General features: G+C 40.7%; 27 protein-coding genes. 22 read left to right on the forward strand and 5 right to left on the reverse strand.

What is annotated here, in order from left to right; all coding sequences use genetic code 11:
* Positions 1-19: 19 nt before the first annotated feature.
* Together V6C27_03855 and V6C27_03860 are read right to left on the reverse strand one after the other, a co-directional pair.
* Positions 20-907, reverse strand: a complete 888-nt coding sequence (locus V6C27_03855) for an NAD(P)/FAD-dependent oxidoreductase (protein MEG6615561.1) — start codon at positions 905-907, stop codon at positions 20-22.
* 94 nt (positions 908-1,001) lie between these two features.
* Complete coding sequence (locus V6C27_03860) at positions 1,002-1,736, reverse strand: hypothetical protein (protein ID MEG6615562.1); 735 nt, start codon at positions 1,734-1,736, stop codon at positions 1,002-1,004.
* 101 nt (positions 1,737-1,837) lie between these two features.
* Here V6C27_03860 and larE point away from each other — a divergent pair, with 101 nt between their 5' ends.
* From larE to V6C27_03900, 8 genes are all read left to right on the forward strand, one after another.
* Positions 1,838-2,677, forward strand: coding sequence for an ATP-dependent sacrificial sulfur transferase LarE (larE, locus tag V6C27_03865; protein MEG6615563.1), 840 nt, complete (start codon positions 1,838-1,840; stop codon positions 2,675-2,677).
* The gene (gene larB, locus V6C27_03870; protein ID MEG6615564.1) at positions 2,658-3,410 is read left to right on the forward strand and encodes a nickel pincer cofactor biosynthesis protein LarB; all 753 of its coding nucleotides are present in this window, start codon (positions 2,658-2,660) and stop codon (positions 3,408-3,410) included. The genes larE and larB overlap by 20 nt, the downstream gene beginning before the upstream one ends.
* Positions 3,411-3,412: 2 nt before the next feature.
* Positions 3,413-4,168: a nickel pincer cofactor biosynthesis protein LarC gene (larC, locus tag V6C27_03875; protein MEG6615565.1), complete on the forward strand. Its 756-nt coding sequence runs from the start codon at positions 3,413-3,415 to the stop codon at positions 4,166-4,168.
* A gap of 17 nt (positions 4,169-4,185) precedes the next feature.
* Positions 4,186-4,626, forward strand: a complete 441-nt coding sequence (gene larC / locus V6C27_03880) for a nickel insertion protein (protein ID MEG6615566.1) — start codon at positions 4,186-4,188, stop codon at positions 4,624-4,626.
* A gap of 135 nt (positions 4,627-4,761) precedes the next feature.
* The gene (locus V6C27_03885; protein MEG6615567.1) at positions 4,762-7,563 is read left to right on the forward strand and encodes a helicase C-terminal domain-containing protein; all 2,802 of its coding nucleotides are present in this window, start codon (positions 4,762-4,764) and stop codon (positions 7,561-7,563) included.
* A gap of 77 nt (positions 7,564-7,640) precedes the next feature.
* Complete coding sequence (locus V6C27_03890) at positions 7,641-8,288, forward strand: phosphatidylserine decarboxylase family protein (protein ID MEG6615568.1); 648 nt, start codon at positions 7,641-7,643, stop codon at positions 8,286-8,288.
* Positions 8,278-8,781 carry a CDP-diacylglycerol--serine O-phosphatidyltransferase gene (pssA, locus tag V6C27_03895; protein MEG6615569.1) on the forward strand — a complete coding sequence of 168 codons (504 nt, stop codon included), beginning with the start codon at positions 8,278-8,280 and terminating at the stop codon, positions 8,779-8,781. Before V6C27_03890 ends, pssA begins: the two co-directional genes overlap by 11 nt.
* 268 nt (positions 8,782-9,049) lie before the next feature.
* Positions 9,050-10,417 carry an ATP-binding protein gene (locus tag V6C27_03900; GenBank protein ID MEG6615570.1) on the forward strand — a complete coding sequence of 456 codons (1,368 nt, stop codon included), beginning with the start codon at positions 9,050-9,052 and terminating at the stop codon, positions 10,415-10,417.
* A 1-nt stretch (position 10,418) separates the two neighbouring features.
* Here V6C27_03900 and V6C27_03905 read toward each other — a convergent pair whose 3' ends face one another.
* Both V6C27_03905 and V6C27_03910 read right to left on the reverse strand, forming a co-directional pair.
* Positions 10,419-10,826, reverse strand: coding sequence for a TIGR04086 family membrane protein (locus V6C27_03905; GenBank protein MEG6615571.1), 408 nt, complete (start codon positions 10,824-10,826; stop codon positions 10,419-10,421).
* Between the two features lie 132 nt (positions 10,827-10,958).
* Positions 10,959-11,120 (reverse strand): hypothetical protein, encoded by a 162-nt coding sequence (locus V6C27_03910; protein ID MEG6615572.1) that lies wholly within the window; start codon positions 11,118-11,120, stop codon positions 10,959-10,961.
* Between the two features lie 220 nt (positions 11,121-11,340).
* Here V6C27_03910 and V6C27_03915 point away from each other — a divergent pair, with 220 nt between their 5' ends.
* The 3 genes from V6C27_03915 (at position 11,341) to V6C27_03925 (ending at position 13,635) form a co-directional block, all read left to right on the forward strand.
* Positions 11,341-12,645, forward strand: a complete 1,305-nt coding sequence (locus V6C27_03915; GenBank protein ID MEG6615573.1) for a pyrimidine-nucleoside phosphorylase — start codon at positions 11,341-11,343, stop codon at positions 12,643-12,645.
* 23 nt (positions 12,646-12,668) lie between these two features.
* Positions 12,669-13,328: a deoxyribose-phosphate aldolase gene (gene deoC / locus V6C27_03920; protein ID MEG6615574.1), complete on the forward strand. Its 660-nt coding sequence runs from the start codon at positions 12,669-12,671 to the stop codon at positions 13,326-13,328.
* Between the two features lie 106 nt (positions 13,329-13,434).
* Entirely contained in the window at positions 13,435-13,635 is a 201-nt protein-coding gene (locus V6C27_03925; protein MEG6615575.1) for a hypothetical protein, read from the forward strand.
* Between the two features lie 146 nt (positions 13,636-13,781).
* Here the strand turns inward: V6C27_03925 and V6C27_03930 are convergent, their stop codons facing one another.
* On the reverse strand, positions 13,782-14,045 hold the full coding sequence (locus V6C27_03930; protein ID MEG6615576.1) for a hypothetical protein: 264 nt from the start codon (positions 14,043-14,045) through the stop codon (positions 13,782-13,784).
* A 106-nt stretch (positions 14,046-14,151) separates the two neighbouring features.
* Here V6C27_03930 and mgtE point away from each other — a divergent pair, with 106 nt between their 5' ends.
* From mgtE to V6C27_03985, 11 genes are all read left to right on the forward strand, one after another.
* Complete coding sequence (gene mgtE, locus V6C27_03935; GenBank protein ID MEG6615577.1) at positions 14,152-15,501, forward strand: magnesium transporter; 1,350 nt, start codon at positions 14,152-14,154, stop codon at positions 15,499-15,501.
* A 68-nt stretch (positions 15,502-15,569) separates the two neighbouring features.
* Entirely contained in the window at positions 15,570-15,776 is a 207-nt protein-coding gene (locus tag V6C27_03940; protein ID MEG6615578.1) for a DUF1657 domain-containing protein, read from the forward strand.
* 13 nt (positions 15,777-15,789) lie between these two features.
* Entirely contained in the window at positions 15,790-15,996 is a 207-nt protein-coding gene (locus V6C27_03945) for a DUF1657 domain-containing protein (protein ID MEG6615579.1), read from the forward strand.
* A gap of 25 nt (positions 15,997-16,021) precedes the next feature.
* A complete protein-coding gene (locus V6C27_03950) occupies positions 16,022-16,879 on the forward strand; it encodes a DUF421 domain-containing protein (GenBank protein MEG6615580.1) in 858 nt (285 codons plus the stop codon).
* Between the two features lie 14 nt (positions 16,880-16,893).
* Positions 16,894-17,373, forward strand: coding sequence for a stage V sporulation protein AC (gene spoVAC / locus V6C27_03955; GenBank protein ID MEG6615581.1), 480 nt, complete (start codon positions 16,894-16,896; stop codon positions 17,371-17,373).
* A 1-nt stretch (position 17,374) separates the two neighbouring features.
* Positions 17,375-18,382 (forward strand): stage V sporulation protein AD, encoded by a 1,008-nt coding sequence (gene spoVAD, locus V6C27_03960; GenBank protein MEG6615582.1) that lies wholly within the window; start codon positions 17,375-17,377, stop codon positions 18,380-18,382.
* A gap of 11 nt (positions 18,383-18,393) precedes the next feature.
* Positions 18,394-18,747, forward strand: coding sequence for a stage V sporulation protein AE (spoVAE, locus tag V6C27_03965; GenBank protein ID MEG6615583.1), 354 nt, complete (start codon positions 18,394-18,396; stop codon positions 18,745-18,747).
* A 68-nt stretch (positions 18,748-18,815) separates the two neighbouring features.
* The gene (locus tag V6C27_03970) at positions 18,816-19,226 is read left to right on the forward strand and encodes a YhcN/YlaJ family sporulation lipoprotein (protein ID MEG6615584.1); all 411 of its coding nucleotides are present in this window, start codon (positions 18,816-18,818) and stop codon (positions 19,224-19,226) included.
* Between the two features lie 9 nt (positions 19,227-19,235).
* Complete coding sequence (locus tag V6C27_03975) at positions 19,236-19,916, forward strand: DUF421 domain-containing protein (protein MEG6615585.1); 681 nt, start codon at positions 19,236-19,238, stop codon at positions 19,914-19,916.
* A complete protein-coding gene (locus tag V6C27_03980) occupies positions 19,916-20,296 on the forward strand; it encodes a DUF4363 family protein (protein MEG6615586.1) in 381 nt (126 codons plus the stop codon). Before V6C27_03975 ends, V6C27_03980 begins: the two co-directional genes overlap by 1 nt.
* Positions 20,297-20,408: 112 nt before the next feature.
* Complete coding sequence (locus V6C27_03985; GenBank protein MEG6615587.1) at positions 20,409-21,458, forward strand: tetratricopeptide repeat protein; 1,050 nt, start codon at positions 20,409-20,411, stop codon at positions 21,456-21,458.
* The last annotated feature ends 43 nt before the right edge of the window (positions 21,459-21,501 follow it).

Below are 21,501 nucleotides of genomic sequence, written 5' to 3' on the forward strand. Positions count from 1 at the left end.
AAAAGAAATAGGGCCAACCCTATTTCTTTTGACTGTCAATATACTTGACGGCATTTAAGGCAGCCACTTGACCTTCGCCAGCTGCTTTATTGATTTGATGGGGCAGTCCGGTGTTATCCCCAGCGGCATATATTCCTGGAATACTGGTGGTCAAGTCACGATTGACTTTGATGGCGCCGTTTTCAATTTCAATACCGGGGATTAACTGATCTGGAAGCACTGCATCTCGAATAACAAAAACGCCCGCCACCTCCAGTAAGCTGTTGTCATCCAGTTTGACCCCTGACACAAACATATCCCCTTCTATGGATAAGGGTTTGCTATCTTTAATAACTTCAATATTATCTTTTAGGTGATAGTTTTGTTCAAATTTATTTTTAAATAGCGGGAAAAAGATTACCCTTTCACAAAGGGTGGACAAATAATTAGCTTCTTCAATTGCTTCTTCGCTGTACCCCAGTACCGCCACTATGCGGTTTTTATATAGACCGCCATCGCAGGTGGCACAATAACTTACCCCGAGACCTAATTTTTCTTGTTCTCCGGGTAATAACCTAGCGACGCTTACCCCAGTGGCTAAAATCACCGCTTTGGCGTTAAAAACTTTATCCTTAGCTTGTATGACAAATCCTTCATGTTGGGGGACAACCATTGTTACGCGATTGTTAAGAATCTCAATCCCCATGGCGGCCACATGTTCCATAAACCTTTGACGCAGTTCTTCGCCGCTGATGCTATGAAAGCCAAGATAATTATCGATGTGGGGGGCTTTATGTAGTTTAGGACTACAAAAGCCCGAACCTAATAGGGCTAATGATTTGCCACGGATTTTAGCATTGATTGCCGCCGCTAACCCTGCAGGGCCACAACCAATAATGGCAATGTCTACGCTAATGGTTTCGCTCACCGGTACACCTCCATATTAAGTGGCATGCATATAGTATGGAAGAATAGGTATCATTATATGACCATCAAGCAAAAATTTTATAAAATCCTTAGGCCTACCTTAATGGAACAATTGAGTGGTTGAGGCTAGGCACAGGTTGGCTTTTTACATAAGAGATGGTAATTATGACAGATATATTAGCATCTAAGGGGGTCAGCCTATTCTGCTTAACGACTTCTTCTGCAAATTGCTCCACGGTAAAGCAGGGTGGCAGTGGAAAATCAATATAGATCACTTTCACCTTATTTGCTAATTTTGTAACAATATTATTAATAATTAAAGGCAAATTCTTTACCAACATCGACCCATTTTCTAATACTGGTGCCACGGTGGCCACCGCTGTTTGCTGGTGTTTATCCAACAATGTTAAATCTGGTTGTGATATATCCGATGGCAAAATGAAATTCACCTTTTTTCGATGGTAATGGGCGGCTATATACATTTGATAACAGACGTGGCTGTATTGTTCAACATTTCCTTTAAGTAACGTTATTTGGTGGCCAATGTCTTTGTAATCTCGCAATAGCTTGAGATCATCCCCCAGTTGTAGCAATCTGACCGTGGATTCCGACAACTTTAAATTGTCAGTAAGTTGAAAGGCGGCCAACTCATCTTTAGCCTTTAACCAACTAACCGCCAGCGGGGGGACATTTTGAGGCAATCGGCCGAAATTATCCCGCATACCGTGTACCCAATTTTCCATCCAATCATGTCCTGCAATTTTTTCAATAAAGTCCAAAAGGCCTATAATATCAAGCTCATTACTATTATTTTTACTCAGTTTAATCACCTACCTATACACATAATACCACAAATGTATCAGATGTTCTTTTTAACTATGCATTTATGGGATAAAATGTAATTATATTATTAAAGAAAGTGGAGTTTTCCATGTACAGGAAGGATTTAGAAAATAAAATAGCACTATTGAACGACATATTATTGCAATACCACAATACCTTGGTGGCCTATTCTGGAGGCACTGATAGTGTGTTGCTGCTGGCGGCTGCTCGTAAGGCTTTGGGAACTCGAAAAGTGTTGGCAGTGACTACAGTTTCCGAAACCTACACAGAGCAGGAATTGCTACGGGCGCAACAAATCGCCAGACTACTTGGTGTTAGACATTTAATTAAACATAGTAATGAGCTAAATATTGCTGCTTTTAAAGAAAATAATATTGATCGTTGTTATTACTGTAAACAACATCGATTGGGGTTATTGAAAGAAATGGCGGCACAGAGAAACATGGTGGTCATTGAAGGATCAAATACCGATGATGCCAAAGATTATCGACCGGGTATGCGGGCGATCAAAGAACTGGGCATAGAGAGTCCTTTGCGACAAGCAAATTTATGCAAACAAGAAATTAGAACCATTTCCAAAAAATGGAGCTTACCAACTTGGAACACTCCCGCCCAATCCTGTTTGGCCACTAGAATTGAATTTGGTATTGCTATTACCGTTGAGCGCATACGACGCATTGAAAAAGCTGAAAGAATGTTGATTGCCGCTGGCTTACAGAATGTGCGGTTGAGGGACCATGGCGATATTGCCAGAATCGAAGTAAACCCTGACCAGTTGACGGTGGTACTTGATAATAAAACAGCAATCACTATGGAGTTAAAACAATTAGGCTTCAAATATGTAACACTTGATTTGGATGGTTATGTGAGGGGCAGTATGAATAGAGTTATCAGACAGGGTGGTGACCATGAGCAAAGCACAACTTAGAGATGTTCTATTAAAGGTTAAACAGGGAGAACTGGATGTGGAACAGGCATTGGCAAGCTTACAACATTATCCTTACCAAGAGTTGTACTTTGCCAAGGTGGATCATCACCGTGAACTGCGTTGCGGTTTCCCGGAAGTAATCTACTGTGCCGGCAAAACTGCTGAGCAGGTAAAGGAAATATTTGTAAATCTAGCCACTAAGGGCAATAACGTTTTAGCAACTAGAGCAACAAGAGAAATGTATATAATGATTAAAAATATAATTCCCACCGTACAGTACTTTGATTTACCCAAGATTATTACTCTCCGGCAGAAAACAGTATCAAAGGTGGGAAATATTCTGGTGATGTGTGCTGGAACTTCTGACTTGCCGGTGGCGGAGGAGGCAGCAATTACAGCCGAGGTTTTGGGCAATAACGTAGATAGGCTCTATGATGTTGGGGTGGCAGGTTTACATCGCCTGCTAAATAACTTAGACCAGATAAAGCAAGCTAAAGTGTTGGTGGTGGTGGCCGGTATGGAGGGTGCCCTGCCCAGCGTGGTGGGGGGGTTGGTGGAAAAACCCATTATTGCGGTGCCCACCAGTGTTGGTTATGGTGCTAATTTTAGCGGCTTAGCTGCCCTTTTAGGTATGTTAAACAGTTGTGCCGCCGGTGTCACTGTGGTAAACATAGATAATGGATTTGGCGGTGGTTACGCGGCATCATTAATAAATAAGTTGGGAGAGATTTGACGATGAAAGTGGCCTATTTAGATTGCTTTGCTGGAATAGCTGGTGACATGATCATCGGTGCGTTATTAGATGCAGGTTTATCCCTTGAGTTGTTACAAGGGGAGTTGAAAAAATTAAACTTAGCCGGTTGGCAACTTAAAGTGGAAAAAGTTAAAAAGAATGGTATCAGTGGTACTAAATTTGCTGTTCAGGCAAAGGAACAGCACCATCACAATCACGGTAATAACCACAACCACCGGCACAGAAACCTTCATGACATTCAGCAAATTATTAACGATAGCAATCTGGATCAGGATATTAAAAATACCGCTTTAGATATATTTAGTCGTCTGGCCCAAGCTGAAGCTAAAGTGCACGGTACCACCGTCGAGGAGGTGCATTTTCACGAAGTGGGAGCAATGGATGCCATCATCGACATTGTCGGTGCTGCTGTGGGTTTTCACTTGCTTGGCATTGAGCAGGTAATGGCCTCTTCACTGACCACCGGTAGTGGATTTGTTCAATGTTCCCATGGGACTATTCCCATTCCCGCACCGGCAACGGCAGAGCTACTAAAGGGTGTGCCCTGCCAACATGGGGATATAAATCAAGAATTGGTTACACCAACGGGGGCGGCAATAATAACCTCAATTTGTCATTGTTTTGGACCAATGCCTGAAATGATTAGTGAAACAGTGGGATATGGTGCCGGGGACGGTGATTTATCAATTCCTAACTTGTTGCGAATACATATTGGAGAAATAAAAAAAAACCGCTAACAGACGGAACGATATCTGTGATTGAGACCAATATCGATGATATGAACCCCGAATTGTACCCAGTTGTAATCAATAAACTTCTTGAGTTAGGTGCTTTAGATGTAACTATCACCCCTGCTTTGATGAAAAAGGGTAGGCCCGGTTGTATCTTGCAGCTATTAAGTCCAGCAGAATTAGAGCATCAATTGGGACAAGTGATATTTGAAGAAACCAGCGCCATTGGCTACCGCATATATCCTGCTCGGCGCCAAGTGTTGAAGCGTGTCGTTATTCAAGTGGAGACTTGTTTTGGTAACGTTGCGGTAAAAATAGCTCATCAGGCTAGTCGCATCATGAATATAGCACCGGAGTATGAGGATTGTATTAAACTGGCCCAAAAAAATAACATCGCTGTAAAAGCAGTTTATAATATGGCTATTAAAGAAGCATACCGTTTTATTAAGCAGGATTTAATTTAAAAACATAGAATTTTATTAAATATACTGATATTGACTAATGAGCTAGAAAAACGAGTCAAGAAAAAACAGCAAAATGATGAACAAAATAGTAATGACCAACAACAACTGGTTAATAGTAAATAGTAGGTGTATAAATTGCATGGTACTTATGTCAGCCTTGACTTGGAAACCACCGGTGTAAATCATCAGGTGGACAAGATTATAGAAGTGGGATTAGTGAAGCTAGTTGATGGTGAAGTTAAAGATTGCTATCATACCCTTGTTAATCCCGGGGTTAAACTGCCGGTAAAAATTAAACGTTTAACTGGTTTAAACGATGAGAATTTGAGCGATAAGCCAATTATTAATGAAATTTTACCCGATATCATAGATTTTATTGGTGATTTCCCCCTCATTGGTCATAATGTGATGTTTGACAGAGATTTTTTAGCAACAGCCTTAGGAAGCACCACCACCAACCCCATCCCAAATCAACTGTATGATACGTTGGATTTAGCCAAATTTGTATTGCCTGATGCACCTAATCATCGGCTGACAACGTTATGTAAAGTTTGTAATATTGATTTGAGTCAACAGCACCGAGCATATGCTGATGCCCTAGGTGCTGCATTACTGGCTGTGGAATTATTGCGGCGATTATCAGTTTTTGAACTACCTTTGTTGCGGGATTTAATTACATTGTTAGAAGTAAATGGCTCGCCTTGGTGTGGGGTAATTGAGGATATGGCCAAGCATGCTGCTAAGGAAATAGCCAATCGCAAAATTAGTAGCATTTCAGGCCTAAAACCAATTATGGATGAATTTTCTGTCGGGCTATTTGAAGAAGAAGAGGATGAAAGAGATGTTTTGCCATTAAATGAAGATGACGTTGTCAACTGCTTGGGGGATAACGGTTTATTAAGCCGGACCATAGAACGCTACGAATACCGCCCCCAACAAATTGCCATGGCAAAATCTGTCACCCAATCTTTAAATGACGATATTTACATGCTGGCCGAAGCAGGTACCGGTACAGGTAAAAGTATGGCTTACTTGGTGCCAGCAGTTTTATGGGCCCAAAAAAATAATCGCCGGGTGGTTATTTCTACCCATACCATCAACCTACAAGAGCAGTTGTGGAACAAAGATATCCCTTTACTCCAATCTCTTCCAGATTTTAATTTTAAAGCAGCTTTAGTGAAGGGGCGCAGTAATTACATCTGTTTGCGCCGCTGGTATGCAGAATTATCTTCCCCTAATTTAAAGGTTCGCGATGCCGGATTTTATGCTCGAATTTTAGTTTGGTTGACAACAACCGAAACTGGAGACCGCACTGAACTGAATATTAACTGGCAGGAAGTTGATTTATGGAACAATATCTGCGCGGAAAGTGACGGCTGCTTAGGTAAAAGATGCGGATTTTTTCACCGCACCTGTTTTGTAAGTCGAATGAAAAAGCGAGCGGAAAATGCTAATATTATCATTGCCAATCATTCCTTGGTTTGTGCAGATATTAAAGCTGACAACAGGGTGTTGCCTCCTTACAAAGTATTAATTTTTGATGAAGCTCACCACTTAGAAAGTACCGCCACCGATCACTTGGGAACAATTGTGACTAAGGTGGGCATAACCCGTTGGTTGGGGTTGGTTAATAAAACCACCGCCAGGTTAAATAATATGCCTGCGCCCGGAAACCATGAGCAATGGGTTGATAGACTTAATAAGCTTAAAGAGCTACAATTTCAAGTTAAAGAGGCCACTGAGGTTTTTTTTGAGCTGATGGCCGAATTGTTGGTAAATAGTTCGGAAGCAAATGACATCAGATATACTTTAAGATTAAAGCCTGGTTTTGATTTAACCAATTACAAGATAGATATTGAAAATTTGGTGCAACGCATAAAGACATTGTCCGCAGCAATGATGCAAGTGGCAGAAGATATGGAGGGACATCTGCTAGTTGAAGAAAATGAGACATCTAAAGAAATCGCTTTGTTAGCCGAAAACGGTTTTTCGCTGGCCACCGACATAGAATTCACATGTGACTGTAGCAATAATGATAATGTTTATTGGCTTGATGGTTATCTGGCTAACTCAGGCCAAGTATATATATCGTTACACGCAGCCCCTGTTGAAGTGGGAACTTTATTGCATAGTTTGCTTTATGTATATAAAGATACCATTATATTTGCTTCAGCAACCCTAACGGTTGACGGAAGCTTTAACCACTTTATTGAGCGCAATGGGCTTAACCTAGTGGATCCGGAAAGATTAGTGGAAATTAAAGTTGATTCACCTTTTCAATATGATGACCAAAGCCTCCTTTATATTATTGATAACTTTCCTGACCAAAGGTCTATACCAGAGCCCCAATATTTAAATTTATTAGCGGAAACCATTGGTGACTTAGCCACCTTGGTGGGTGGTAGGACGTTAGTTCTTTTCACTGCGCACAAAATCCTTAAAAAGGTGTATTATCAGCTTAAACCATCAATGGAAGAACAAGATATTCTGTTATTGGGCCACGATATAGATGGCAGTAGAACTAGACTGGTGGAAGAGTTTAAACAAAATAATAAAGCGGTACTCTTTGGGGCTTCAAGCTTTTGGGAGGGTTTAGATATCCCCGGGGAATCATTATCCTGTGTTATCTTGGTAAAATTACCATTTTGGCCACCAAACGCGCCCTTGGTGGCAGCCAGAACCGAGGCACTGTATAAAAATAACAAGGATGGATTTTACCATTTTAGCTTACCCGAGGCAATAATCAAATTTAAACAGGGGTTTGGTCGGCTAATTCGCACCAAATATGATCGGGGAGCAGTAATAGTTTTAGACAGAAGAATTGTGGACAAAAAGTATGGTCGCAAATTTTTAAATTCTCTGCCCATTAGCACCTATATGCGCGGCGATAAACAACTAATGTTGAGTAAAGTAAAAAATATAATCAATGATCAGTGAAACCGAAACTGGTAGTAACGTGGATGTTATGGTAAACTATGTAGGTTACAATCTATAAGGAGGACTATTAAATCGTAATGAAGAGACATGTATATCCAATTGCTCAGGATGGTTGGCTTTATTTGGCAATACTGGCAGTGATAACAGTGTTGGCTTATTTGTTTCAGCCACTGGTGGCAATAGTTCCTGGTATTTTATTAATATTTGTAGCCTTTTTCTTTCGCAATCCCAATCGCGTTATTCCATCAGAAGAAGATCTGATTATTTCACCGGCTGATGGTACCATAATGACAATAGACGAGGTGCTAGAAAATGATTACATTAAAGGTAAAGCGCTAAGAGTCAGTATTTTTTTATCGGTTTTTAATGTGCACATTAACCGCTCACCGGTGGTGGGTGAAGTGGAATACCGGTCCTATAGACCGGGTAAATTCCTACCAGCTTTTAAAAGCCATGCCTCAGAAATAAACGAAAAAAGTTTTATTGGTATTAAGACCGGCAAATGGCGGGTTATGGTTACTCAGGTTACCGGCTTTATCGCCCGGCGCATCGTTTGTTGGGTAGATGTGGGAGATCAGTTAGAGCGGGGAGAAAGATTTGGACTAATTAAGTTTGGTTCCTGTACCGAGTTGTTTTTGCCTTTGCAAACTGAGCTTAGGGTTAAAGCGGGTGACAAGGTGCGCGGAGGTGAAACAATTATAGGGAGGCTCCCAAATGAAAGGTAAACATATACCAAACATTTTAACAACGATAAATCTTGTGGCCGGAGTAATGTCTCTGGTACTAATTATGGCTGAAAGTTACAATTGGGCAGCGGCCATGGTGTTGTTTGCCACCATTATGGATAGTATGGATGGTAGAGTGGCGAGGCGTCTTCAAGTGGCATCTGACTTTGGTAAAGAGTTGGATTCCCTGTCTGATTTAGTGAGCTTTGGGGTGGCGCCAGCTATTTTGGCCTATGCCACTGTTTTGGTGGATTTTGGCATTCCTGGCTTAGCAGCGGCGGTAGTTTTTGTGATCTGTGGAGCTTTGAGGTTAGCTCGTTTCAATTCAGAAATCTTCACTGGTAAATTTCAAGGGGTGCCGATTACAGTGGCCGGAGGTTTATTGGCTTTGGTGCTGCTGGTGTCTAAAAATTTAAACGGCGGTATTATCCTGGTAATGGTGTTGCTGTTGGCCTGGCTGATGGTAAGTAAAATATCGGTGCCAAAATTTTAATTGCGCATGCACATTCAGCACCTTTCAACATAAAATAAACAGTAAGTATTTTATTTGAAGGGGTGAAAAGCATTGCGGGTTTATTACATCAAATTGCCAGGCTTTTTGCGGTCGATATTGGCTAAGTTTATTAAATAAGTACTAGCATTAGGTAGGCCTTCGGTCCTACCTATTTTTTTTCGACAAATTAATTGCCAATAATAGGAAGGGGATTATCTTATTATTGTGGAATTTCTTGAATCAAACCACTATTTGGGGGTAAAGGATTTTGATAAGGGTACACAAATTATTCTTTTATATATTAAATGTGGTGACGGTAGTCGCTATTTACATTACCACAAAGACAATCCTATGGTTTATGGGCTTTAGAACTGACGAGGCAGTTTTTTATTTGGAAATCATCATTTTAGTTAGTGTACTTTTTGTTGTGTTATTTGTGTTGCAAAGTATTGCATACCGAAGAATAAAGCTAATTTATCAGGGTTTAAGTAAGCTCAACGATAATCCCAGTTATCGTTTTAATAAATTACCAGGTTTATGGGGTGAAGTAACTGATGGAATAAATAAACTTGTGGATAAAGTGGCAGACACAAAAAATTTAATAGATGAAGTGCTAAGCAATTTACCAGTGGCAGTTTTGGTATTCGATGGTGAAGGTAACATTGTAATGTGTAATCCCACTGCCCGGTGCCTTTTTCAATGTCAAAGGTGCGACAATAATAGGCACAGTCAACAAAAAAAATGCCCCTATAAATTGCTGGAGTGGACGATAACCACTGGCAAACCTATCCGAAATTATGATTACTACCTTGATTTGTCAGATGGTGAAAAAAAACACTTAATAATTAATACTGAGATTCTTTATGATACCAATGAAAGCTGTGTCAACGTGCTGCTCACCGCCACCGATATTACCACCAGACAACAGATGTGGGATCAAATTCAACAAACTGAAAAAATATCTATGATCAGCGAATTGGCCGCAGGGGTGGCCCATGAAATAAAAAATCCCCTTACCAGTGCCAGGGGACTACTACAACTTATTAATAATCGTTTCCGGGAAGACGATGTGGCCAGACAGCATATCGTAGTGGCTTTGGAGAGCCTTGATCGGATTAACGTAATTATTAACGAAATGGAACAGCTATCCCTTTCCACCAGAGATAATTTAACATTTAGTCAATTGGAGCATTTGTTAGAGGATATTTCTATTTTACTTGATGGTGAAGCTGTTTGTCACAATGTAACAATAATCAGAAATTATCAGCCCAATTTACCTTTGGCAGTGTTAGATGTCAACCAAATGAAGCAAGTTTTTTTAAATTTGGCTCTTAATGCCATCAATGCTATGCCCACTGGCGGAGTATTAACAATTAATGTTAGCTTTCATCAAGATAGCAATGAATTTGAAATCAATTTTTGCGATAATGGTGTTGGCATGACCAAAGAGGAAATTCAAAAAATATTTAACCCCTTTTACTCCTCCTGTGCTAATAATACCGGTCTAGGTCTCACGGTGTGTTACCAAACCATCAAAAGTCATGGTGGGCGTATCAGTGTGCAAAGTAAATCAGGTGAAGGGAGTAATTTTACGATCTATTTGCCGACAGTAAATCAAATGAAAAATATTAGTTAATTTACGCTGATAAAGTAACGCCAATTACACCACCTATGGCACCGGCGATTAGGGAGATAACAAATTTGATAGCGAAGCCAGCCAATGCTACACCACTGGGTAAAAATAGTCCCGCTATTATCCAAACCAGTATGAAATATAACACTCCAATGCCAATACCATGATACAGCCCCTTATAGCCCACTTTGTATGCCGCTAAGAAACTCCCAGAAAAAATACTGATGCCCAGTATTGCCGAAGCTACCCAGGATAAAGTGTTTTCTGACAAGCTAGTTAAGTAAAAAACCATACCGGCAATGATGCTGAGCAACAATGAAAATACCAGCGTGATTAACGTGCCTTTATAAATAGTAGTCCAGCTTATTGCAGGGCCTTGATTGTTATTTATTTCGGTCTTAAGTGGCCGCATGTTATTTGCACCTCCTAAAAAAGTATATTATAACAATATGTTTTAAATGTAAAAATATGCTTGGGATGGTGGGTTGCTAATACTTATCTGTAAATAAAGAGGGGGCATGTCACTGTTTAGCCCCCCCTTTAACTACTTCTTAAACTTTAATTTTTCTTTAGATACATAATCCTCATTTGGGTCAGCGGTGCCGTCCACATTGATAGCCTCGGCAGAACCGGTGGGCTCCCTCACCATGCTGTATCCCATTGCAAATTCACCATTTTTGTTATTTACCTTTTTAAATTTAGGCATTACTTTTCCTCCTTTCCAACCACTTAATTTATTTTGACCACTTCTGGCTGGGATTAATCAGGTCGGTTAAGTAAATTACTGTTACATTAAAGAAATAATTCACATGAAAAGCCTTTTTTATGTTAAACTAATATTGATTAATATTTTCAGTATTTTAAAATAACTCTATAGGAATGGGATAATAGAAAAATGTCATTATATAAATAAGGGATGATTTAAAATGAGAATGGTAGATTTAATTAAGAAAAAAAGAGATGGTCTGGAATTAAATCAAGAAGAAATTGACTTTATAATCCAGGGATATACCAAGGGAGACATCCCCGATTACCAAATGTCCGCTTTAGCGATGGCAATATATTATCAAGATATGAATAAAGCTGAACGATCCCATTTAACCATGGCCATGGTTAAATCCGGTGATCAGATCGACTTATCAGCCATTGATGGCATTAAGGTTGATAAACATAGTACAGGGGGGGTGGGGGATACCACCACTTTGGTATTGGCACCGCTGGTGGCTTCTGTGGGTGTGCCTGTTGCTAAAATGTCTGGTCGAGGTTTAGGCCATACCGGAGGTACAATAGATAAACTGGAATCGGTTCCCGGTTTTCAGGTGGAAATAGATAACGATCAATTTATTAGATTGGTAAACAAAAACAAAGTTGCCGTGATTGGTCAAAGTGCTAATTTAACTCCTGCGGATAAAAAGCTCTATGCCCTTAGGGATGTGACTGCCACAGTAGAATCTATACCTTTAATTGCCAGTTCCATAATGAGTAAAAAACTAGCTTCGGGCGCCGATGCCATAGTTTTGGATGTAAAAACTGGTTCCGGTGCTTTTATGAAGGACTTGGGCGAAGCAACAAAGCTGGCCCAGGCCATGGTGGAGATTGGCAATCAATTGGGACGCCAAACGATAGCAATTATTTCTGATATGAGTCAACCATTGGGCTTTGCCGTGGGCAATGCCCTTGAAGTAAAGGAAGCGATAGCCACTTTAAAGGGACATGGCCCAAAGGATTTAGAAGAATTGTGTCTAACATTGGCAAGTCAAATGGTTTATTTAGCAGAAAAAGCCCCCAACCCCGAGATTGCTCGGCAGATGCTATTGGAATCTATAGCCAGTGGCAATGCGCTAAACACCTTTAAAACCTTTTTAGCCGCCCAAGGCGGCGATGCTTCGGTGGTGGAGGATCTTGACAAACTCCCCGCTGCCAAATACAAATTTGAGGTTAAGGCGCCTGTGTCTGGCTTTGTATCTGCCCTTAAGGCCGATGATATTGGCACTGCTGCCATGATATTAGGGGCCGGTCGGGCCACAAAGGAATCAAAAATAGATCTCGGGGTGGGGCTGGTTTTGCAAAAGAAAATTGGGGATCGGGTGCAGGCTGGCGAATCCCTAGTTACTATCCATAGCAATCATCAAGGGGTGGAGCAAGTAATTAAGCTTGTTCAGAATTCTTATCACATTGTAAATGACAAGGTAGATAAATTGCCATTAATTTATGATGTGATAGCAAACTAGCATATTGAAAGGAAGAGTAACGGATGATAAAAAAATTAGCTCAAATGATTGATCATACACTATTAAAACCCGAAGCCACCAGGGAACAAATAATTAATTTATCTAAAGAGGCGATCCAGTATCAATTTGCAGCGGTATGTGTAAATCCCCATTGGGTGCCCGTTGCTTATGAAATCTTAAAGGAGACACCAATTAAAGTGGCCACGGTAATAGGGTTTCCCTTGGGGCAAACCACCACGCAAACCAAGGCCTTTGAAACCAGCACCGCCATTGACAGTGGCGCCGCCGAAATTGATATGGTAATCAATATTGGCCTGTTAAAATCTTACCTAGACGACAAAGTGGTTGCAGACATCAAAGCAGTGGTTGACGCTGCCCGAGGTGGTGCATTGGTTAAGGTGATTTTAGAAACATGTTTACTCACCGATGAAGAGAAAGTAAGGGCTTGCAATTTGGCAATTGGCGCCGGTGCAGATTACGTTAAAACTTCCACTGGTTTTTCATCCGGCGGCGCCACTGTGGAGGATGTGTCGTTACTGAGAAAAACTGTTGGTGACAATGTAGGGGTCAAAGCATCCGGTGGCATTAAAACCCTAAGGGATGCACTGGCCATGATTGAAGCCGGGGCAACCCGTATCGGCACCAGTTCCGGTGTGGCCATTGTCCAGAGCAAACCTATCTAACATGCACAATTATAATTAATTGTCATCATTATTAACTTACAGTAATAAAATAATAACAGTTTTTATTTTACCACCATTAAATTTCTATGTACGGGGGGGATTATAATTGAAAAAGATTTTTTTAGATGAAAGCAATGTGGGCGTGGCCATTAGTTGGTTTAGAAATAATATGAAAAAACAATATAAGTTACAAAAGTTGCAATACGACCCCATTGCTAAAAAGTGGGTGCTGACTTTGGAAAAATTATATCCCCACAAAGACGACAGTTCACAGCAAAATAATAGCCCCAAAAAAGCAATCCCGTAAAATTCGGTTGCTTTTTTTATTTTAAAAAATCGCTTTAAAAACGTCTATGGCTCAGTTGCCGGTGGCGCACGTCCTATGCGCCACCCCGCCTCCGACAGCCTCCTTCGCTAACTTCAGTTCGTTGCGCCACTATCTGTCCTGTTATGTTAATTTATGGTTTCCACATCAACATGCTCAGTGTGGGCATAACCCTCCAGATCACATTGAAAGGCATAGCAAAGAAAATCTTCTACATTGTCAAATTGCCTACCATCTTTTTTCCGTACAACCACTTGTTCATGTTGGTTGTAATGAAAATCTTCCGGATTTCCAGCAATGGGATAAGCGCGAAAATCCAATTGTCCACTGATGCTATGATTTAAAAATTGTTCAAGTTCTGCCATCGATTCACAACGGATGCGTTTGGTCATTTGTATCTCCTCCAATGTTTAGGATTTCATACATATCATTTTTTGCATTAAAAAAATAAATATGCTCTTGGGTAGGAGACATAATATGTGGATGGTGGTGAATGGAATGGATACTGAGCAGCAACTTTTGTTATTGATTATTAAGTATATGAAGGAACAGCAAAGAGAAGCCTTTCAAGTGGTAATAGACGAGTTACAACCATACGACATTGCAGAACTTTTTCAACAACTACCGATAAAACATCGTCATAAATTTTTATCATTATTAACTGCCAGACAAATTGCCAGATTAATTGAAGAATCGGACAAAGAAGCGCAAATTGCAATACTACATAACTTGGGTGTTGAAAAATCATCCCGCATAATGGACCTTATGGAAAATGATGATTTGGTTGATTTGCTAAACCAACTTTCCCGCAGTAAATCCGAAGAGTTTTTAAACTTAATGCAACGGGAGGAATCTCAAACCGTTCAAAGTTTAATGCGTTATCCCGCTGAAACTGCGGGGGGAATTATGACCAACCGTTATGTTTGGATTAGAAATTATTATACCGTTAGAGAAGCGGTGGATAAACTCAAATCCTTTGCAGAGATTGCTGAAAACATTTATTACCTATATGTGCTAAACGAAGAAAAAATTTTGGTCGGGGTGGTATCCTATCGAGACCTATTATTGGCTGATATCGACGAAAAAATTGAGGATATTATGTTTAGCCGGGTAATTTCTGTACCGGTGGATGCTGATCAAGAGCAAGTGGCCCGAATTATTGAACGTTACGATTTCATTGCGGTGCCGGTGGTGGATGAACACAATAGATTGGTGGGTATAGTTACGGTGGATGATGTCATTGACGTGGTGATTCAAGAAGCCAACGAAGATATCGAAAAATTTTCCGCATCGGGTAAAGCCATTGATTTTAACACCACTGTTTTAACTGCCTCTTATCGTCGGTTGCCGTGGTTAATATTGCTATTATTTATTGGTATCATTTCTGGCAGTATTATCAGTGGTTTTGAAGGTACTTTGCAAAGGGTAGTTGCTTTAGCTTTTTTTATGCCGATGATATCTGGCATGACGGGAAATACCGGTACTCAGTCACTGGCAGTGGTGATTCGTGGATTGGCAACCCACGACATCGATCGCAAAGAGGCATACCGATTAATTATCAGAGAATTTGGCGTGGGCTTTATTATCGGCTTAGTATGTGGTGCACTGCTGGCCATAATTGCGCTGTTGTGGCAAGGAGATTTGGTGTTGGCTCTGGTGGTGAGCAGTTCATTATTTATCACATTAATAATTGGTACACTGGCTGGTACCATTATTCCTTTACTATTATACCGCTTTAATATTGACCCGGCCATAGCCTCTGGCCCTTTAATTACCACGTTAAATGATATCTTTTCTTTAACAGTCTATTTTGGGCTGGCATCTTTATTCATATCAAAACTGATGTAATCTTTAAATAATTAGAAATCACAGGTGAGATAATATATTTATCAATTTTAATAAGAGGGGTGTATGGCATGACTGTTGGTATCCAAGTGAAACAAACAATGGCAGGGTTAAAAAGTGCTCAGGCCAGCTTAGAAACCTTTGCACTACAAACACAAAATCAAGAGGCTAAAAAGATCTATGGAGAAGCGGCACAAAAAATAAAAAGCGTTGTACAAAGCTTAGAACCCCGGGTAGCCCAGTTGGAAGACGAAGAACCCCAATATCAAGGATATTAAAGTGGGTGGTTAGATGACCATAGCAGCAGAAGTGAAACAGACCATGGCCAGTCTTAAAGGTGTTCAGCAGACTTTAAAGGCCTTTGCCATGCTTCATCCGGAGCAACAATCAAAGGATATTCTAGAATTTAACATTAATAAAATTGAAAAGGTGATTGCCAATATAGAAGGTCGAATTAAGCAATTGGAATATGAAGAACCTCAATACCGAGGTTTTTAACATATAATTCAAAGGGGTAATGGGTATGCCTGAATGGTTAAATGTGTTTTTGCGTTCGTTAGGAATATTAGTATTAACGCTTTTGCTGATTAGATTAATGGGCAAAAGACAGACCGCCCAACTCACATTTTTTGATTTAATCACCGCAATTGCTGTAGGGGCCATTGCCACAGTTATTTCATTAGACTTAGTAGAGATTTCTACCGGTCTAGTGGCACTGGCAGTTTGGACATTGATCCCGATAGCTTTATATTTGCTATCACTGAAATATAAAACTGTCCGGGACATTCTGCAAGGGAAGGAAACCATTTTAATAAACCATGGCAAAGTGCTTGAAGACAAGTTGGTTGAAGCCAGGCTTACCCCCGAAGATTTGTTGAGTAAATTAAGAAGAAAGGACGTCTTTGCCTTCGCCGATGTGGAATTTGCTATTTTAGAACCCAATGGCGATGTCAGTGTTCTGCTGAAAAAGGACAGACAACCTCTATCTGCAAAAACCATGGGTATTACAGTCAGCCAAGAGAGCGTGCCCCAAACGATAATGCTGGATGGGGTGATGATGGATGAACCATTAACAGCCATGGGTCTGAACAGGCATTGGTTGCATACCGAATTGGAAAAAGTAGGTGTGGCACCGGAAAATGTATTTTTAGCCCAGGTTGATTCCATGGGGCAGCTTTATCTAGACCTGTTTAATGATGCCATCATTGTACCAAAACCTAAAACCAAAGAATTGGCCCATGCAACTTTAAAGAAGTGTCAAGCTGATTGTGAGTTATATGCATTGGGCACTAAGCAACCAGAGGCAAAGGAAATGTTTGGTCACTGTGCCAAGGAATTGGCTGACGTAGTTAACGACCTTGAACCATTGCTTAAGAGATAAGGGGTGTATTATACATGTCTAATAAAATCAAGAAAAAATTAACGCCCACACAACAAGAATATCAAAAGATTGCTAAGGCCCGGGAGCCCCAGCGACCAGTGGTGGCCAACTGCTTGAGAGCTTTTTTGGTAGGTGGAGCCATTTGCGCGTTGGGTCAAGGGGTATCAGAAATTTTTCTTTGGAACTTTGACTTTACCGAAAAAACCGTCGGTAATCCGACCGTGGCAGTATTGATTATTATTTCTGTAATCCTGACATCATTTGGGGTCTATGACCATCTGGCCCAATGGGCAGGGGCAGGTTCAGCGGTGCCAATTACCGGCTTTGCTAATTCGGTGGCTTCAGCAGCCATTGAACACCGCAGCGAAGGCTTGGTGTTGGGGGTGGGAGGTAATATGTTTAAATTGGCGGGTTCGGTAATTGTATTTGGTGTCTTTGCCGCCTTTGTCATCGCTCTGATAAATACCACATTTTCTATGTTGGGAGGGGCATAAAGTGTTGCATGGTCATCAAACCTGGGTATTTCGCAATAAGCCCACCATTGTATCCACTGCCACAGTGGTTGGCCCCTTTGAAGGCCAAGGGCCGCTAACTGAAGATTTTGATGTCATTCATGGAGACATATGGTTAGGCCAGGACAGCTTTGAGAAGGCAGAAAAGAAAATGATGGAAGAAGCATCAGAAATGGCCATTGCAAAAGCTGGACTTCAGAAAGAAGATATCCAGTTTTTTTTAAGCGGGGATCTATTAAATCAAATTATAACCAGCAGTTTTTCGGCCAGAACATTGTCAGTTCCTTATATTGGTTTGTTTGGGGCCTGTTCCACTTCTATGGAGAGTTTAGCTTTGGCTTCTTTGTTAATAGATAGCAAAGCTGCTCAATTTGTACTCAGTGGCACCGCTAGTCATAATGCCACTGCAGAAAAACAATTCCGTTATCCCACCGAATATGGATCCCAAAAGCCGCCAACGGCTCAATGGACAGTGACCGGAGCGGGGGTGGCGGTATTGGGCACCGAAGGAACTGGACCCAAGGTAACAGCTGCCACCATCGGCCGAGTAATTGATATGGGTATCAGTGATCCATTTAATATGGGGGGCGCCATGGCACCGGCAGCGGTGGATACCATAACCGCCCACTTTAGAGATTTAAACATCAAGGCAAATGAGTATGATTTGATAGCCACCGGAGACCTAGGTCGGGTCGGCCATCAAATTGCGACGGATTTGTTTAAGAAGCATAATATCAATATTCCAGAGGAAATATTTACCGACTGTGGGTTATTGATATATAACCAAGATCAACCGGTCTTCTCAGGTGGGAGTGGTTGTGGTTGTGCAGCCACCGTTACCTATGGACATATTCTCAATCGCATGAAAAGGGGAGAATTGAGAAAAGTATTAATAGTTGCCACTGGGGCTTTATTATCACCGCTTTCCTACCAACAAAAAGAAACCATTCCCGGTATCGCCCATGCAGTGGCTATTGAGTATCAACAATAGGGGTGAAGAATTTGGAATCATATTTATGGGCCTTTGTGGTTGGAGGCATTATTTGCGTAATTGGTCAGCTTTTAATGGATGTCGCTAAACTGACCCCCGCTCACACCATGAGTACACTGGTGGTGGCGGGAGCAGTTTTAGCGGGCTTAGGTTTATATGAACCACTGATTGACTTTGCTGGAGCGGGTGCAACTGTGCCCATCACCAGCTTTGGCAATTCGTTGTTACATGGAGCAATGGCGGAGGCTGAACAGACGGGGATAGTGGGCATACTGACAGGCATTTTTGAAGTTACCAGTGCCGGTATATCAGCAGCCATAATATTTGGTTTCATTGCTGCCCTGTTAGTCAGGCCTAAAGGTTAACAATATGTTGGAAAAGGGTAGGTGTTAAAGTGCTATTTAATAAAAAATTGTTGCTTTGTAGTTATATTTTGTTACTAACCTTATGTTTGGGTTGTGCAGACCAAAGCCCTCAACAAAAACCACAACCAACCAAAACCGACGTCCAAATAGAAGTTGACCCACTGTTGGCGCAACAGGTTAAAGCCCTTTGTAGAGAAGTAACTGGCGTCCAAAACAGTACCGCGGTGGTGGTAAACAAAGAAATATCTGTGGCCATAGAAGTAACGGGTTTTGACAGACTGCGTTTAAAAGCAATTCGGCAACAGGCGCATCAAAAAATCAGTAACCAATATCAGCAATATACCGTTTATTTAACTTCCGATAAAAAACTCTTTAAATCATTACAGGACATAGAAAAACAGCTAACTGCCGGTGATAGCCTGTCATTACCGCAGTTGCAGCAAAGGGTGGCTAAAATTAATAAAGATATGCGAGGTTAGGATATAAAAATGCTTTTGGTAGCCATACGGACCATAATATTGTTTGTGTTGGTCACAATTGGTATCAGATTGATGGGTAAACGTGAAATCGGTCAACTGCAACCCTATGAGTTAGTGATTATGATCCTATTAGCCGAATTGGCAGCGCTGCCGATGTCAAATTCCGGAGTTCCTCTGGTCAATGGGATTTTGCCAATTTTAATTTTAGTATTAGTTCAAGTAAGCCTGTCTTTATTGTCTTTAAAAAGTATCCGGGCACGGGAAATAATTTGTGGTACACCGGTAATTTTAATAGATAAAGGCAAAATTGTAGAGCAGGAACTCAAACGCATTAGATACAATATCAATGACCTATTGGAACAGTTAAGAGCTAAAAACATGTTCAATATTGCTGACGTTGAGTTTGCCATCCTGGAAACCAGCGGGGAGTTAAGCGTTATTCCTAAATCCCAAAAAAGGCCACTGGCTCCGGCGGATATAAACATTGCCACTAATTATGAAGGCTTACCTACTACATTAATAATTGATGGCAATTTATTAAGTGATAACTTAGCAAAGAATAATCTTAAAGAAGATTGGTTAAAGAGCCAACTTAATCAATTAGGTATTAATGGCTATCGGGAGGTACTATTTGCCAGTGTAGATTCTGAAGGAAAGTTGTTTTATCAAAAAAAAGGTGGTCGTAAATAATGAGGTTGCTGGTCTCACTTATCCTAATATTTTCTATCTTTATTGGATTGGGAGCTTGGTCAAACCATGCACTAACAACTTCTGCCAAGGAATTTGCTAAAGAAATAGATATTATTGTTGTCACCGCCCAACAAGATCAATGGGATGCCGCCTATCAAAAAATCCAACATCTACGTAAACGGTGGGATAAACAGGCCGCTTGGTGGCCAATAATTTTAGATCATCAGGAGATTGACAATATAGAATTCGCTCTGGTTAAAACTGCAGAATATATTAAAAGTAACAATAAAGAATTATCCTTCGGTCAACTGGCGGAACTAAAACTGATGATTGAACATATACCGGAAAAGGAGGCGGTAACCATTACCAACATACTATAGAGAGATGTCGGAATATTAAGTAATTTGTTGACATAATTAGGAAATAATTAGCAGGAAAAGGAAATCCCAAGGCGAATTACTTTAACATTCTAGTATAAGGAAGTGGTGTCAGGTGCGGCAACTAGATAAATCTAAGATGTGGCAGGTTTTATCTTGTGCTATGGAAGCCATGGGTGCTCGCAGATTGGCACTGCGCTATATACAAAGGGCAATAGCCATCAATCCGCAAAAACTTGAATTGCACATTCAGGCCAGTAGATTGTTCTTAAAAGAGGGTCAGGTGGATCAAGCAGCATTACATTGCAAAAAAGCCGATATTGGAGTTGGCCCCGGTGGCTTTCTTTACTTACTGGACAAAGCCAGTAATGGTGGCTACTTAAGCACAAATGATCAACCTTTAGCTGTTGATAAACCGGATACCGTTGATATAGACGCAGAAGTAAGTGATATAGCCACAAAGTTTAATAATAGTGGACTGTTGCTTTTAGGACAGCATAAGTATTGTGAAGCCATCGCTTGCTTCGAACAGGCCATTAAGTGTAGCCGGCGGGACCCGGTGATTCTAATAAATTTGGCATTGGCCTATAGCAAGGTTAAAGATTATAATAAATCATTAAATATGCTGGAACAAGCCCAACAGATGGGTTATTCCTCTTTAGAGCTATTGGGTTTAAAAGGATATGCTTTATTTCATTTGCATAGGCATGAAGAGGCGGTTACCTGTTTTGAATTAGCCCGTCAAATGGCACCAGAAGATTCAGCTATTTTAGGCAATTTAGGTTCTTGCTATCAAGAGTTAGGCAAATATAACGAAGCGGTGGAATGTTACAAAATTGCCATTGGCGTCACTCCCCAGGTAGCTATATTATATAACAATATGGCTATATGTTTAGAAAAACTTGACAATGATCTACAGGCCCAAGAATACTATATCAAAGCTGTGTCCATGCCCGATGCTGACAGTATTGTATTTACTAATTATGCAGCATGCCTGGGCAAATTAGGGCGCTATGCTGAAGCCATTGAATTCTGTGATAAAGCCATTGATAATGAACCAAATAATTATGAAGCCTGGGGTCTAAAGGGAAATATACTCATGGAAATGGGTAAAACAAATGAGGCGGCCAAAGCCTTTGCCAAGGCATTGGGGCTTGCCAGTTAACTTAATAATGGTTTATTTTATAATAAGGGCTGTGCCCTTATTA

This window comes from Peptococcaceae bacterium 1198_IL3148 (genome assembly GCA_036763105.1).
Lineage (GTDB): Bacteria > Bacillota > Desulfotomaculia > Desulfotomaculales > Desulfohalotomaculaceae > JBAIYS01.

Coding starts and splice junctions, on each gene's coding strand:
- larE (MEG6615563.1), top strand. CDS start 1,838: ATGTACAGGAAGGATTTAGAAAATAAAATAGCACTATTGAACGACATA.
- larB (MEG6615564.1), top strand. CDS start 2,658: ATGAGCAAAGCACAACTTAGAGATGTTCTATTAAAGGTTAAACAGGGA.
- larC (MEG6615565.1), top strand. CDS start 3,413: ATGAAAGTGGCCTATTTAGATTGCTTTGCTGGAATAGCTGGTGACATG.
- V6C27_03890 (MEG6615568.1), top strand. CDS start 7,641: ATGAAGAGACATGTATATCCAATTGCTCAGGATGGTTGGCTTTATTTG.
- pssA (MEG6615569.1), top strand. CDS start 8,278: ATGAAAGGTAAACATATACCAAACATTTTAACAACGATAAATCTTGTG.
- V6C27_03905 (MEG6615571.1), bottom strand. CDS start 10,826: ATGCGGCCACTTAAGACCGAAATAAATAACAATCAAGGCCCTGCAATA.
- V6C27_03910 (MEG6615572.1), bottom strand. CDS start 11,120: ATGCCTAAATTTAAAAAGGTAAATAACAAAAATGGTGAATTTGCAATG.
- V6C27_03915 (MEG6615573.1), top strand. CDS start 11,341: ATGAGAATGGTAGATTTAATTAAGAAAAAAAGAGATGGTCTGGAATTA.
- deoC (MEG6615574.1), top strand. CDS start 12,669: ATGATAAAAAAATTAGCTCAAATGATTGATCATACACTATTAAAACCC.
- V6C27_03930 (MEG6615576.1), bottom strand. CDS start 14,045: ATGACCAAACGCATCCGTTGTGAATCGATGGCAGAACTTGAACAATTT.
- mgtE (MEG6615577.1), top strand. CDS start 14,152: ATGGATACTGAGCAGCAACTTTTGTTATTGATTATTAAGTATATGAAG.
- V6C27_03940 (MEG6615578.1), top strand. CDS start 15,570: ATGACTGTTGGTATCCAAGTGAAACAAACAATGGCAGGGTTAAAAAGT.
- V6C27_03945 (MEG6615579.1), top strand. CDS start 15,790: ATGACCATAGCAGCAGAAGTGAAACAGACCATGGCCAGTCTTAAAGGT.
- V6C27_03950 (MEG6615580.1), top strand. CDS start 16,022: ATGCCTGAATGGTTAAATGTGTTTTTGCGTTCGTTAGGAATATTAGTA.
- spoVAC (MEG6615581.1), top strand. CDS start 16,894: ATGTCTAATAAAATCAAGAAAAAATTAACGCCCACACAACAAGAATAT.
- V6C27_03975 (MEG6615585.1), top strand. CDS start 19,236: ATGCTTTTGGTAGCCATACGGACCATAATATTGTTTGTGTTGGTCACA.
- V6C27_03980 (MEG6615586.1), top strand. CDS start 19,916: ATGAGGTTGCTGGTCTCACTTATCCTAATATTTTCTATCTTTATTGGA.